This is a genomic window from Terriglobales bacterium (assembly GCA_035937135.1).
Taxonomy (GTDB): Bacteria; Acidobacteriota; Terriglobia; order Terriglobales; family Acidobacteriaceae; genus DASYVL01.
Genome location: DASYVL010000055.1, coordinates 31,422 through 43,546 on the forward strand (window position 1 = coordinate 31,422; position 12,125 = coordinate 43,546).

15 protein-coding genes are annotated in these 12,125 nt (G+C 65.9%); 11 read left to right on the forward strand and 4 right to left on the reverse strand.

Features of this window, described 5'->3' with window-relative positions; genetic code table 11:
- The first annotated feature begins 8 nt into the window (after window positions 1-8).
- The 3 genes from VGQ94_03380 to VGQ94_03390 are packed head-to-tail and all read left to right on the forward strand — an operon-like array spanning window position 9 to window position 2,211.
- Window positions 9-1,583, forward strand: a complete 1,575-nt coding sequence (locus tag VGQ94_03380; GenBank protein HEV2021548.1) for an NAD(P)/FAD-dependent oxidoreductase — start codon at window positions 9-11, stop codon at window positions 1,581-1,583.
- Between the two features lie 40 nt (window positions 1,584-1,623).
- Entirely contained in the window at window positions 1,624-1,758 is a 135-nt protein-coding gene (locus VGQ94_03385; GenBank protein HEV2021549.1) for a hypothetical protein, read from the forward strand.
- 27 nt (window positions 1,759-1,785) lie between these two features.
- Window positions 1,786-2,211 carry a peroxiredoxin-like family protein gene (locus VGQ94_03390; GenBank protein HEV2021550.1) on the forward strand — a complete coding sequence of 142 codons (426 nt, stop codon included), beginning with the start codon at window positions 1,786-1,788 and terminating at the stop codon, window positions 2,209-2,211.
- Here the strand turns inward: VGQ94_03390 and VGQ94_03395 are convergent.
- The gene (locus VGQ94_03395) at window positions 2,208-3,311 is read right to left on the reverse strand and encodes an aromatic ring-hydroxylating dioxygenase subunit alpha (GenBank protein HEV2021551.1); all 1,104 of its coding nucleotides are present in this window, start codon (window positions 3,309-3,311) and stop codon (window positions 2,208-2,210) included. The two genes, VGQ94_03390 and VGQ94_03395, sit on opposite strands and share 4 nt — an antisense overlap.
- A 54-nt stretch (window positions 3,312-3,365) precedes the next feature.
- Here VGQ94_03395 and VGQ94_03400 point away from each other — a divergent pair, with 54 nt between their 5' ends.
- Window positions 3,366-3,716: a cupin domain-containing protein gene (locus tag VGQ94_03400; protein ID HEV2021552.1), complete on the forward strand. Its 351-nt coding sequence runs from the start codon at window positions 3,366-3,368 to the stop codon at window positions 3,714-3,716.
- Window positions 3,717-3,748: 32 nt separating this feature from the next.
- Window positions 3,749-5,383 carry a long-chain fatty acid--CoA ligase gene (locus tag VGQ94_03405; protein ID HEV2021553.1) on the forward strand — a complete coding sequence of 545 codons (1,635 nt, stop codon included), beginning with the start codon at window positions 3,749-3,751 and terminating at the stop codon, window positions 5,381-5,383.
- A 1-nt stretch (window position 5,384) separates the two neighbouring features.
- On the opposite strand, the gene VGQ94_03410 is transcribed toward VGQ94_03405, so the two are convergent.
- Window positions 5,385-6,761 carry an APC family permease gene (locus VGQ94_03410; protein HEV2021554.1) on the reverse strand — a complete coding sequence of 459 codons (1,377 nt, stop codon included), beginning with the start codon at window positions 6,759-6,761 and terminating at the stop codon, window positions 5,385-5,387.
- Window positions 6,762-6,772: 11 nt separating this feature from the next.
- Window positions 6,773-6,928: a hypothetical protein gene (locus tag VGQ94_03415; protein ID HEV2021555.1), complete on the reverse strand. Its 156-nt coding sequence runs from the start codon at window positions 6,926-6,928 to the stop codon at window positions 6,773-6,775.
- A 30-nt stretch (window positions 6,929-6,958) separates the two neighbouring features.
- Between VGQ94_03415 and VGQ94_03420 the strand changes: the two genes are divergently transcribed.
- Window positions 6,959-7,693 carry a methyltransferase domain-containing protein gene (locus VGQ94_03420; GenBank protein HEV2021556.1) on the forward strand — a complete coding sequence of 245 codons (735 nt, stop codon included), beginning with the start codon at window positions 6,959-6,961 and terminating at the stop codon, window positions 7,691-7,693.
- Between the two features lie 68 nt (window positions 7,694-7,761).
- Here the strand turns inward: VGQ94_03420 and VGQ94_03425 are convergent, their stop codons facing one another.
- Entirely contained in the window at window positions 7,762-8,508 is a 747-nt protein-coding gene (locus VGQ94_03425) for a hypothetical protein (GenBank protein ID HEV2021557.1), read from the reverse strand.
- 135 nt (window positions 8,509-8,643) lie between these two features.
- Here VGQ94_03425 and nuoB point away from each other — a divergent pair, with 135 nt between their 5' ends.
- The 5 genes from nuoB (at window position 8,644) to VGQ94_03450 (ending at window position 12,047) form a co-directional block, all read left to right on the forward strand.
- Window positions 8,644-9,204 carry an NADH-quinone oxidoreductase subunit NuoB gene (gene nuoB / locus VGQ94_03430; GenBank protein HEV2021558.1) on the forward strand — a complete coding sequence of 187 codons (561 nt, stop codon included), beginning with the start codon at window positions 8,644-8,646 and terminating at the stop codon, window positions 9,202-9,204.
- Between the two features lie 87 nt (window positions 9,205-9,291).
- Window positions 9,292-9,600, forward strand: coding sequence for a Rieske (2Fe-2S) protein (locus tag VGQ94_03435; GenBank protein ID HEV2021559.1), 309 nt, complete (start codon window positions 9,292-9,294; stop codon window positions 9,598-9,600).
- A 39-nt stretch (window positions 9,601-9,639) separates the two neighbouring features.
- Complete coding sequence (locus tag VGQ94_03440; protein HEV2021560.1) at window positions 9,640-10,212, forward strand: metal-dependent hydrolase; 573 nt, start codon at window positions 9,640-9,642, stop codon at window positions 10,210-10,212.
- 24 nt (window positions 10,213-10,236) lie between these two features.
- The gene (locus VGQ94_03445; GenBank protein HEV2021561.1) at window positions 10,237-11,544 is read left to right on the forward strand and encodes a hypothetical protein; all 1,308 of its coding nucleotides are present in this window, start codon (window positions 10,237-10,239) and stop codon (window positions 11,542-11,544) included.
- Complete coding sequence (locus tag VGQ94_03450) at window positions 11,541-12,047, forward strand: DinB family protein (protein HEV2021562.1); 507 nt, start codon at window positions 11,541-11,543, stop codon at window positions 12,045-12,047. The genes VGQ94_03445 and VGQ94_03450 overlap by 4 nt, the downstream gene beginning before the upstream one ends.
- Window positions 12,048-12,125 lie beyond the last annotated feature (78 nt).

The window sequence follows — 12,125 nt, forward strand, 5'->3', positions numbered from 1 at the left end:
CGGCCGCCATGCGCGACATCGTCATCATCGGCGGAGGGCACAACGCGCTGGTCGCCGCCTTCTACTTGGCGCGCGCGGGACAGAAGCCGCTGGTGCTGGAGCGGCGCTCGGTCGCGGGCGGCGCCGCCGTCACCGAAGAGTTCCACCCGGGCTTCCGCTGCTCGGCGTTGGCGCACGCTGCCGGGCCGGTGGACGCGCGCATCCTGCGCGATATGGGTCTCGACGCCGTGGCCATGGTCCGCCCCGACCCGCGCCTGGCGGGGCTTCCCTCCCCGCCCGACGGCCGCGCCGTCGTCTTCTATGAAGACGATGCGCGCACGGCTGCGAGCATTGCCAGAGTCTCGGCGCACGACGCCAAGAGCTATCCCGAGTTCCACCGCACACTGAAGGGCCTGGCCGCAGTCGTGGCGCAGGTGTGTGCCACTACGCCGCCGGACATCGACCATCCCTCGGCGGGCGATCTTTGGGCGATGCTCAAGGCCGGGAAGGGTTTCCGCAAGCTGGGCGAGAAGGGGATGTTCCGCCTGCTGCGCTGGGGACCGATGGCGGTGGCCGACCTGGTGGCGGAGTTCTTCGAGAACGAGCTGGTGCGCGCCGCCATCGCCGCCCGCGGAATCTTTGGGACGAACTTCGGGCCGTGGTCGGCGGGCTCGAGCGCGGTGCTGCTGTTGCGCGCCGCCGCGGATTCGCATCCCGCGGGCTCCTCGATTTTCCCCCGCGGCGGCATGGGCGCGCTCACCCAGGCCATGGCTGCGGCGGCGACGAACGCGGGCGCGGAGATCCGCACAGGCGCCGAGGTCGCGCAGATTGCCGTGAAAGATGGCGTCGCGACCGGCGTCGTTCTGAAAAGCGGCGGAGAGATTGCGGCGAAGGCGGTCATCTCCGGCGCCGACCCCCGGCGAACCTTCCTCGGCCTGCTCGACCCGGCGCACCTTACGCCCGACTTCCTGGGGAAGATGCAGAACTACCGCGTCCACGGGACGATGGCCAAGGTCAACCTGGCGCTTTCGGCCCTGCCGGATTTCCCGGCGCTTGCCGAAGCGGGCGCGCAGGCACTGACCGGGCGCATCCACATCGGTCCGGAGATCGATTACCTGGAGCGCGCCTTCGACGACTCGAAGTACGGCGATTTCTCGCGCCAGCCCTATCTCGATGTGATGATTCCCAGCGTTTCGGATTCATCGCTCGCGCCCGCAGGGTCGCACGTGATGTCCGTGTGCGTGCAGTTCGCGCCCTACAAGCTGAAAAACGGCGATTGGAAGAGCCGGCACGACGAGTTGGGCGACGTCGCGGTGAAAACCCTCGCTGCTTATGCGCCCAAACTTCCGCAGCAGATTGTAGCGCGACAGATCATCACGCCTTTGGACCTGGAAGAAAGTTACGGGCTGACCGGTGGGCACATCTTTCACGGCGAGCTGGCGCTCGACCAGCTCTTCACCATGCGTCCGCTGCTGGGCTGGGCGCGGTACGCCACGCCGATCGAGAGCCTCTATCTGTGCAGCTCCGGTACGCATCCCGGCACGGGGCTGACGGGGATTTCCGGCGCGAACGCCGCGCGGGAGATTCTGAAGCGCCTGCGGTAGCGCCGACCTCCCGCGCTACCATCGGCGGCAAGGAGACCTGATGGCAATGGAAGTGAGGGTGGGCGGTCCGGCCCCCGAGTTTGTCTACATCACTGCTTCCGGCGAGCAGAAGCGTCTCTCCGCTCTCTGGGCGGGGCGGCCGGCACTGGTGCTGTGGCTGCGGCACTTCGGTTGACAGTTCTACGCCGAGATACTCGCGCAGTTGCGCGAGAAGCAAAGCGAGTTCGAGAAGCGGCGAGTCGCCCTGGCCTGCGTGGTGCAGGGCACGGCGGCGGAAGCAGCGGTCTTCTGCGGCCGGCATGGGGTGGAGGCGCTCTGCATCCCTGATCCCGAGCGCGAGAGCTACCGCGCCTTGGGCCTGGGCCGCGCCTCGTGGCGGGAGATCCTGTTCGCCTCCGCGGACCTGAAGCGTCGCCGCGCCGAAGCCAAGCAGGCCGGATGCAGCAACAAGCTCGAGGGCGCGCGCCAGAAGCACAGCGACATCCTGCAGCTCTCCGGCGCGGCGCTGGTGGCGGCGGGTGGCACCGTCCTATGGCTGCACCGCTCGCGCCACACCGGCGACTTGCCGTCGGCGGAGGAGCTTCTGGGGATTGTTGGGAAGTTTCTACCCTCGGCGCCGGTTGCCTAAAGGGCCGCTTTCAGGTCCGCCGCCAGCAGGCGGTGGAACAAGTGCTCGCCGGCTTCGCGGCGCACGGAGAGGCGGCCTGCGTTATAGGCGCGGGAGGCCAAGCCGCGCTGCACGCTCTCGCAGATGTTGTGGTCCTCATTCTGCACGCGCCCGCTCACGTCCATGCTCTGACGGTTGTAGGCGGCGGCCTCCTCACTCACGTCGGCGAAATAGAAATCGAAGATCACGCGCATTCGGTCGAGAGCGAGCGGCAGCACCAGGTTGGTCTCCAGAAAGCCTTCGTACCAGTTGAGCATCAGGTTGGGATACTGCCAGTAGTAGTAGGCGCGGCCCTTGCGCACGTCCGCCATCCACTGGTCGCCGTTGCCGGACTCCACCGGGCTGGTCTGCAAGCAAAAGCGGTCCTGGTTCTCGATGGTGTACTCGGTGTAGTTCAGGATGCTGTCCAGGCCCTTGTGCAGGTGAGGGACGTGATAGCCGCCGTCGAGGTAGTTGTCCAGGAAGACCTTCCAGTTGCAGTTGAGATCGAAGACGCGGCGCTCGCAAAAGCGCAGCGACGAGAAGCCCAGCGGGCGGACGCGCTCCACCAGGCTACCGAGAAAATCGGCGAGCGCGAGAGCCTTTGCGTCGAGGTTAACGAAGACAAAGCTCTCCCAGGTTTCCACCCGGATGGGCGCCAGGCCGTTGGCGGCGCGGTCGAAGTTGCAGACGTCGGTGAACTCCGGCGTACCTCTAAGCGCGCCTTCGAGCGAGTAAGTCCATCCGTGATAGGGGCAGCGCAGGTTCTGCGCCAGGCCCGTGGGCTCGGTCATGACCGCGGCGGCGTGGTGGCGGCAGACGTTGAAGAAGGCGCGCAGCACTTTGTCGCTGCCGCGCACCACGACGATGGGCTCGCCCGCGACCTCGCCGGTCACGTACTGGCCGGGCTCGGCGACCTGGTCCACGCGTCCCACCATCTGCCAGGTGCGGCCGAAGACCGCCTGCCGCTCCAGCTCCGCGATGCGCTCGTCCGTGTACCAGGAGGCGGGAATGGTCGAGGCCTCGGCCAGGGGCAGGGAGGGGTCGTATGCGGAAATCAATTCCTTGAGCGGCGGCAGCATTTCGGCTCCAAGAGCGCGATTTGGCCCTACGATGTTACAGGAGGAGACGACCCCATGAGCATCCTTCGCATGTCGCGCCTGCTGGACGAACAAAAAGAGGCCGGGCGCCCCTACCTGGAGTTCCTGCACACCGGGAACATGAGCGCCGGCATCTATGTGCTGCCCGCGGGCGCCGCCGACCTGCAAAAGCCGCACGCGGAAGAGGAGATCTACTACGTCATCCGCGGGCGCGCCTTCTTCTGGCGCATGACCGCGGCGGGGCCGGAGGAGGAGGCCGTCGAAGCGGGCACGGTGCTCTACGTGGCCGCCGGCAAGGAGCACCGCTTCCACTCCGTCGCCGAGGAGCTGGTGCTGCTGGTGTGCTTCGCGCCGCCCGAGGCCGCCTCGACAGGCAGCGGAAATTAGCCTGTAGTAGCATCGCCGGGCTCGGAGGTGCGATGAAAGCCGGCATGATGGATTATCCCCTCACGCTCCCGCACCTGCTGGAGCGCGCCGGTAAACTCTTCCCCCAGGTGGAGATCGTCTCCCGGCGGCCTGACCGCTCGCTCCACCGTTATACCTACGCCGACTTCCACCGCCGGGCGCGCCGGCTGGCCGCGGCCCTCGAAAAAGCCGGGCTCCAGCCGGGTGAACGCGTGGCCACGCTGATGTGGAACCACTCCACCCACCTGGAATGCTACTTTGGCATCCCCGCCGCCGCCGGCGTGGTGCACACGCTGAACCTGCGGCTGCACCCCTCGGAGCTGGCCTACATCGTCAATCACGCCGAGGACCGGTTCCTCATCGTGGACGACGTGCTGCTGCCGCTGTTTGAGAGCTTCCGCGACCAGGTGAAGCCGGAGCGCGTGCTGGTAGCGCCCACCACCGGCCAGTCGGTCGCGGCGCAGTATGAGAGCTACGAGGACTTCCTCGCGCGGGGAGACGACAGCTTCTCCTATCCCGCGCTCGATGAGAACGATGCCGCGGCCATGTGCTACACCTCGGGCACCACCGGCAAGCCCAAGGGAGTGCTCTACTCCCACCGCGCGCTGGCGCTGCACTCCTTCGCCTTCGCACTGCCGGACGCCATGGCCATCTCGCAGCACGACTCCATCCTCATCACCCAGCCCATGTTCCACGCCAACGCTTGGGGCGTACCCTTTTCCGCCATCCTGTGCGGCAGCAAGCTGGTGTTCCCCGGACCGTATCTGGACGCCGCCAGCCTGATCGAGCTGCTGGAGAAGGAGCGCGTCACCTTCACCGGCGGCGTGCCTACGGTGTGGCTGCGCGTCCTAGAGGCGCTCGACGCCGACCCGGCGCTGTGGAAGCCGCCGGCGGGCATGCGCATCATCGTGGCGGGCTCGGCCGCGCCCGAATCCATACTGCGCCGCTTCGACCAGATGGGCGTGCGCATGATCCACTTCTGGGGCATGACGGAGATCACGCCCGCGGGCACCGTCTCCCGTCTGAAGAAGCACATGATGGAGTGGCCGGAGGCCAAGCAGTACGAGACGCGCCTCAAGCAGGGCATGGCGCTGCCTTTCGTGGATGTCCGGGTGATGACCCCTGACGGCGAGGCGCCCTGGGACGGCGAGACGCTGGGCGAGTTGCAGGTGCGCGGCCCGTGGGTGGCCGCCAGCTATTTTCGCCAACCCGAGGAGAGCGACAAGTGGACCGCCGACGGCTGGTTCCGCACCGGCGACGTGGTCTCGATCGACGCCGAGGGCTACGTGCGCATCGCCGACCGCAGCAAGGACCTGATCAAATCCGGCGGCGAGTGGATCAGCTCGGTGGACTTGGAGAACGCGCTGGTGGGCCACGCGGCGGTGGCCGAAGCCGCGGTCGTCGCCGTGCCGCATCCCACATGGCAGGAGCGCCCGCTGGCGGCAGTGGTGCTCAAGCCGGGCGCTGCGGCTACCGCTGACGAGCTGCGCGACTTCCTTGCGGCGCGCTTTGCCAAGTGGCAGCTCCCGGAGGCCATCGTCTTCGTCAACGAGCTTCCCCACACCTCGACCGGGAAGCTGCTGAAGTCGCGCCTGCGCGAGCAGTACCGCGGCTGGGAGTGGAAGCGCCCGGCGGAATCCGGCCGCTGAATCAGGCGGCGCGGGATTTCCTGAAAAACTTGAAGGCCAGATAGAGCGGGTAGCTCAGGGCGAGCACTCCCACGGCGTAGAGGCTGTTTTTCCGGTCGCCGGCGATGGCGCCTGCCAGAAACGCCAGCGAGAGGAAGAGGGCCAGGCCGGTGGTCCACGGGTATCCCCAGGCGCGGTAGGGACGCTCGGTGGCGGGCTCGCGGCGGCGCAAGATGAAGACCGCGGTGTAGGCCATGGCGTAGTCGGCGACGAAAAAGAACGCGAGCACGGAGGCCACGAGGTTGAACGAGCCGCTGAGGATGAAGGCCACCGCCACCACCGTGCTCAGGAAGAGCGCGACCGTCGGCGTCCCGCCCTTGTTGGCGACCGCTACCTGGGGGAAGAACAGCCGGTCGCGCGACATGGTGTAAACGATGCGGCTGGCCATCAAGTGGTAGGCGTTGATACCGCTGAGCATGGAGAGGATGGCCAGCGCCAGGATGATGGTCATGCCGTGCGAACCGAAGACAGCGTTGGCCGCCGTGCCCACCGCCAGCTTCTGTCCGCTGAGCTCTGTGAGCGGCAGCGCATACACCAGCGCGAGGTTCACCAGGACGTAGATCCCCATGATGGAGAGCACGCCGCCGATCATGGCGCGCGGGATGTCGCGGCCGGGGTTCTTCACCTCTTCGCCGAAGTAGATGACCCCGTACCAGCCGTCGTAGGTGTAGATGACCGCTTGCAGCGCCAGCAGCAGCGCGACCAGGAATGACAATCCCCCGGCGAGCTCCGGCGGATGAGGCGGGCCGGGCGTGGGATGGGCCAGGAAGAAGATGCCGGAGACCAGCGCGATGAATCCCAGCGCCTTGAGCGAGCTGGTGAGGTTCTGGACGAAGCTGCCCCAGGCAATGCCGCGCCACTGCAAGAGCGCCACGCCCACGGTGACGCCGACGGCGATGTCCACCGTGTAGCCGTTCCAGCGGGGAAAGAGTTCGCCGGCGTATTCGCCGATGACGATGGCGACGGCGGCGGTGGTGCCGCATTGCGCCATCCAGTCCGTCCAGCCGATGGCGAAGCCGGCAAAGTCGCCCAGAGCGCGGCGCGCGAAGACGTAGTAGCCGCCCGAGCGCGGCACCATCGCTCCCAGCTCCGAGATCTGGTAGGCGCCGAGCAGCGCGTAGAGACCGCCGAGGATCCAGACGCCGATGAACATCCAGACGCGCGGCAGCTCGCCGGCGATCTCCCCCGGGGTGCGCAGGATGCCGGCGCCGATGGTGTTGCCGATGATGACCGCCAGGCCGAATCCCACGCCCAGCACGCGCAGCAGAGAGCCGCGACCGCGGACAGGGACGAGCGTGGGAGAGTCCGAAGCTGGAGGCGGCTGAGGCGCGGTGGACATGGGACCGTCCGTCATCCGATGCCCAGCTCGTCGGGAGATTCGAGAGGCGAGCCGCAGACGCGGCAGATCACCGCCGAGCAGTCGCCGCAGGTGAGCGGGTCAGTGACCTCGCTGGCGCACTTGGGACAGTAGAGGAGCGCGTCACCCGGCGGCGGCGTTTGAGGCATAAGGCGTTGGAACTGTAGCATAAAGAAGTAATGACTCCCGACGAGATCCTGCAACAGGAATTCAACCGCTGGGCCGAAGAGGGCCGCGGCGAGGAGATGGAGAAGCACCATCTCAACATCACCGAGCAGACTCTGCGGCGGATGGAGCTGCGGCCGGGCGAGCGCGTGCTCGACCTGGGCTGCGGCGCGGGTTGGGCCTCCCGCATCCTGGCGCGCCTGGTGGGCGATGGGCCGGAGGGCCACGGGCAAGTGGTGGGCGTGGACATCTCCGACGAGATGATCCGGCGGGCGCGCGCCGGCTCGCGCGATTTCGACAACCTCATGTTCGTGTGGGGCTCGGCGCAGCAGATTCCCTGGGAAGAAAACTTCTTCGACAAAGTACTGTCGGTCGAGTCCTTCTATTACTACGCCGACCAGGAGCGCGCCCTGCATGAACTCTTCCGCGTGATGGCGCCGCGCGGGCGGCTGTTCATCCTCATCAACCTATATAAGGACAATCCTTACTCGCTGCGCTGGGTGGAGGAGCTGAAAGTCCAGGTGCACGCACGCTCCGCGGCCGAGTACGTCGAGCTGCTGAAGGCTCACGCGTTCGAAGATGTGGAGGCGCAGCGCGTCCCGGACGAATCGCCGACACCGGAGGAGTACAGCGGCAAATGGTTCAAGAACGCGGCCGAGCTGCGGGAATTCAAGAAAATCGGCGCGCTGCTGCTGGTGGCGAGCAAGCCCAACCTGCGTAACCCGGCGCCGCCCTACACAATCTACTGATTAGTCTCTCCGCGCAGGCGCGGAGACGCGGAGTTCTCTTGCAAGAATCCAGAACCGCGAGAGGGAACTCACTTCCCGGCCTGCTGCCGGAGCTTGTCCAGCGCCTGCTGCATCTCTGGGGTGATCTTGACCTCGCGCTGCTCGCCCCCCATCTGCCGCGCCGACCACTCGATGGCCCAGTTGCTGCCTCGCGCGTCGAAGCTTGCTGCGTACGGACCGGCCGGCCGCTTCTCAACCTTGCCGGAGCCGTTGAACGGGCTGAAGGGCTTCATGGGAATCTTGATGACGTCGCCGCCACTCACGCCCGCGGCGCCGCCGGGCACGGTGATTGAGCCCGATCCTAGGCCGAATCCCGCGCTCACGCCCGGGTCCGCGCGGATGGTGAACTCGATCGACGGACGCTCCGCTTCCGGGGTCGCAATCTCCAGGGTGAGTTGGCCGTCTTTCAGGACGCCTACCAGCGGGAACTTTCTCTTGGGATTCAAGTCGGTCACCTTGCCGCCGACCTTGGGACTGAAAGACATGCTCCCCAGGGACACCGACGGCAGATTTTCGACCGTCAGCTCCGAGTTGTAGTTCAGCTCGATCTCGCCGGTTGCGTTGCCCTCCTTGTCCAACACGAACCAAAACTCGAAGTCCGCGCTACGCGTCAACTGGCGGAAGCGGTCCTTCATCGGGACCTCGCTGGCCTTGCCCTTCCCCTCCCAGTAGCCTGCGGTGGTGGTACGACCGCAGCCCATCAGCAGGGCCAGAAGCAACATGGCAGCAGCAGCCCGCGCATAAACGCCGAACACGGGCCGGATGTGTGTCGTCATCGTGCCTCCTCAGAAGTCTAATCGCGTCCGCAAGAAAACTCGAAGAGATGCGATTGTCCATCAACTCAGGAGCTGGTGCAAGCAGGGAACGCCGGTTGACAGGCCTTTGCCACAATCCCTAGACTGAGGAGCGAGATGGCCTGGCTGCAGAACAAATTCGAGAAGAACTTCATGATCAGCACCGTGGACTACGTCTTCAACTGGGCGCGGAAGTCCGCGGTGTGGCCCATGACCTTCGGCCTGGCTTGCTGCGCCATCGAGATGATCGCCTCCTCCACGGCGCGCTTCGACATCGCGCGCTTCGGCTCGGAGGTTTTTCGTCCCAGCCCGCGGCAGAGCGACCTGATGATCGTCGCCGGCACGGTCACGCTGAAGATGGCGCCGGTGCTCAAGCGCATCTACGACCAGATGCCTGAGCCCAAGTGGGTGATCTCCATGGGCGCGTGTTCTTCCGTCGGCGGGCCGTTCAATACCTACGCCGTGCTGCAGGGCGTGGACCGCATCGTGCCCACCGACGTGTACGTCATCGGATGCCCGCCGCGCCCAGAAAACCTCTTCTACGCGCTTTTGAAGCTGCAGGACAAGATCGATCTGATGTCGCTAGCCAAGAAGCCCACGGAAGTCCGGCTGACCGAGGACATGGCGGAGAATTTCAAGCGCCAGGTGATGATCGCGCAAACCCTGCAGCCCAAGTGAGGGCGCTTGCGCGGCCCTTCGGCTATTGCCTCAGGCAGGCTAACAACGAGCCGCGCGCCGTCATCCTGAGCGAAGCGAAGGATCCCGATGCCTGATTTCATTAGAATCGCTGCCAAGGCGGACCTGCCCGGCGACGGCGAGGCCAAAGAGTTCACGGTAGGCGAGAAGATCGTCTGCGTGGCCAACGTCGAAGGCCGGCTGTGCGCGCTGGACAACGTCTGTCTGCATCGCGGCGGGCCGCTCGGACAGGGCGTGATCATGGACGGAACCGTCATCTGTCCCTGGCATGGCTGGCAGTACAACCCGCAGAGCGGCGAGGCGGCGCAGAACCCCTCCCTCAAGGTCGCCGTCTATCCCATCAAGATCGAGGGCGACGATGTACTGATTGAGATTTGAGATGGCTCGATCCCCCGATCTCCCGATCGTGCGATTCGCATGAGTCCCGTCACCCACTTCCTGTTCGGCTGGATGGTAGCCAACACCACCGAGTTCAGCCGCCGCGAGCGAGCCATAGTCGCAATCGCCGGCGTGATTCCGGACGCGGACGGGCTGGGCATCATCCCCGAGATATTGACCCGCGGCAGCGCGCATCCACTGCCCTGGTTCACGCTCTACCACCACACCCTGCACAACCTGACCTTTGCCGTCTTCTCTGCGCTGCTGGGCTTTGCGCTGGCCAAGCGACGATGGAAGACGGCGGCGCTGGTTTTCCTGAGTTTTCACCTGCATCTGCTATGCGATCTGGCGGGGGCGCGCGGGCCGGACGGCTACCCGTGGCCCATCCCGTACCTGCTGCCCTGGTCGCGCGCCTGGGAGCTGAGCTGGTCGGGACAATGGGCGCTCAACGCCTGGCCCAACTTCGTCATCACCGGAGCGCTGCTGGTGGCCACCTTCTACCTGGCGTGGCGGCGGGGATTCTCGCCGCTGGAGATGCTCTCGTTGAAAATCGACCAGGCCTTTGTGGCCGCCTTGCGCTCCCGCTTTCCCCGCCGGATTCCGGTAGAATAGCCCCCTCTTCCTGAGGAGGTTCCGATGAATCGTCGTTCCCGTTATTTCTCTTTTCTGATCGTGCTGGTGGCGCTGGCGGTCGCGGCCCCGGCCGACGTGAAGGTCAAGACCAAGAACATCGCCGCCGGGCACAGCGCGGAGAGCACGGTGTACATCAAAGGAGCGCGCCAGCGCGATGAGAACCCGCAAATGCCCTTTGCGACCATCCTGCAGTGCGACCAGAAGCGCATGCTTCAGGTGAACGACAAGTGCAAGGTGTACATGGTCACGCCCATGGCGGCGGACGATGAAGCCGCGGCGCCGTCCAAGGGCAAGTCGCAGCCGGCGGTGCAGCCGGCGAAATCCACCAAGGGCGGCGTGGTGACCTACACCACCACCATGACGGACACGAAAGAGCGCAAGACCATGCTGGGCTTCCCGGCGCGGCACATCAAGAGCGCGATGACGGCCGAGTCCAGCCCCGACGCCTGCACCAAGACCTCGATGAAATCGGAGACCGATGGTTGGTACGCCGACCTCTCCGTGGGACTCACCTGCTCGCGAGCCTCGGCCCGCCCCCAGAACCCCATGGCCATGGAAAAGCCCGAGTGCCAGGACGAATACCGCATGAAGCGCGTCGGCATGGCGCGCATGGGATATCCCCTGCAGCAGACCGCTACCGTCACCACCGAGAACGGGCAGTTCTCCAGTTCCACGGAGGCGCTGGAGATCTCCAAGGACCCGCTCGATGCCGCGCTTTTCGACGTCCCGGCCGACTACAAGGAAGTCACCAACTACCAGGAGCTGATGTGCATGCCCTCGCGCGAGCCCATGACCGCGCAGGTGCCTTCCGCGGCGCCCTCGAAGCACAAGCGCGCCGGGGTGCTGCTGATCGGAGTGGTGGGCTTCGACAACCCGAGCGGCCACGAGATCTCGCTGGAGAACATGCGCCAGCGCCTGATGGGACACTTGACCGAGATAAATGTGGATACCGTCCCGCTGGATAAGACCACGGACGCGGAGATCCACGACGAAGCCACGGAAAAGCACTGCGACTACGTGCTCTACACCAACCTGACCTCCATCGCGCAGTCGGCGCAGGCCAAGGTGGGCGGCTTCTTCGGGAAGGCGACGGGCGCGGGCAGCGGGCGCGGCGGCAAGTTCGAGTCCAAGGTGGACTTCCGCCTCTATCCCGTGGCCGACCACCCGGACAAGGCAAGCCTGGTCTCCAACACTTCCGTGAAGGAGGACAAGGACGCCGAAGAGACCACCTCCGACGCTCTGCAGAAGGAATCCCAGGCGGTGATGGAGCAGGTTGGCAAGGACGCCGCCAAGCGGGGAGGACCCAAATGAAGGAGACGGTGGAGCAATACGTCCGCCGCATCCGCGGCTACGTGGGCGGCAAGGACCCGCTGCGCGTGCAGGCGGCGACGCCGGGCCACATCCGCAAGCTGGTCCGCGGGCTCCCGTCGCGCAAGCTGAAGCGCCGGCCGGTGCCGGGGAAGTGGTCCATCACGGAGATCCTGGCGCACCTGGCGGAGGTCGAGCTGGTGGGAGGCTACCGCATCCGCATGATCCTGGGTGCGCCGGGAACGCCCATCCAGGCTTTCGATCAGGACGTGTGGGCCAAGGTCGCGCGCTACCGGGAGCTGGACGCGCGCAAGTCGCTGGAGATGTTCTGCGTTCTACGGGAGAGCAACCTCGCGCTGCTGCGCTCGCTCAAGCCCCGGCAGTGGCGGCAGTACGGCATGCACGAGGAGCGTGGAAGGGAAACCGTCGCCCGCATCGTCGAGATGTTCGCCGGCCACGACCTCAACCATTTGAAGCAGATCGAGAGGCTGGCGAAGGGGGAGTAAGAAGGGCGAAGGGCGAAGGGCAAAGGGCAAAGGGCAAAGGGCAAAGGGCAAAGAAAGAACTGAGCCTCACGCTCCCCT

Excerpts from the sequence above, each read along its gene's own strand:
- VGQ94_03380 (HEV2021548.1), top strand. The coding sequence starts at position 9 with ATGCGCGACATCGTCATCATCGGCGGAGGGCACAACGCGCTGGTCGCC.
- VGQ94_03385 (HEV2021549.1), top strand. The coding sequence starts at position 1,624 with ATGGCAATGGAAGTGAGGGTGGGCGGTCCGGCCCCCGAGTTTGTCTAC.
- VGQ94_03395 (HEV2021551.1), bottom strand. The coding sequence starts at position 3,311 with ATGCTGCCGCCGCTCAAGGAATTGATTTCCGCATACGACCCCTCCCTG.
- VGQ94_03400 (HEV2021552.1), top strand. The coding sequence starts at position 3,366 with ATGAGCATCCTTCGCATGTCGCGCCTGCTGGACGAACAAAAAGAGGCC.
- VGQ94_03405 (HEV2021553.1), top strand. The coding sequence starts at position 3,749 with ATGAAAGCCGGCATGATGGATTATCCCCTCACGCTCCCGCACCTGCTG.
- VGQ94_03410 (HEV2021554.1), bottom strand. The coding sequence starts at position 6,761 with ATGTCCACCGCGCCTCAGCCGCCTCCAGCTTCGGACTCTCCCACGCTC.
- VGQ94_03415 (HEV2021555.1), bottom strand. The coding sequence starts at position 6,928 with ATGCCTCAAACGCCGCCGCCGGGTGACGCGCTCCTCTACTGTCCCAAG.
- VGQ94_03420 (HEV2021556.1), top strand. The coding sequence starts at position 6,959 with ATGACTCCCGACGAGATCCTGCAACAGGAATTCAACCGCTGGGCCGAA.
- VGQ94_03425 (HEV2021557.1), bottom strand. The coding sequence starts at position 8,508 with ATGACGACACACATCCGGCCCGTGTTCGGCGTTTATGCGCGGGCTGCT.
- nuoB (HEV2021558.1), top strand. The coding sequence starts at position 8,644 with ATGGCCTGGCTGCAGAACAAATTCGAGAAGAACTTCATGATCAGCACC.
- VGQ94_03435 (HEV2021559.1), top strand. The coding sequence starts at position 9,292 with ATGCCTGATTTCATTAGAATCGCTGCCAAGGCGGACCTGCCCGGCGAC.
- VGQ94_03440 (HEV2021560.1), top strand. The coding sequence starts at position 9,640 with ATGAGTCCCGTCACCCACTTCCTGTTCGGCTGGATGGTAGCCAACACC.
- VGQ94_03445 (HEV2021561.1), top strand. The coding sequence starts at position 10,237 with ATGAATCGTCGTTCCCGTTATTTCTCTTTTCTGATCGTGCTGGTGGCG.
- VGQ94_03450 (HEV2021562.1), top strand. The coding sequence starts at position 11,541 with ATGAAGGAGACGGTGGAGCAATACGTCCGCCGCATCCGCGGCTACGTG.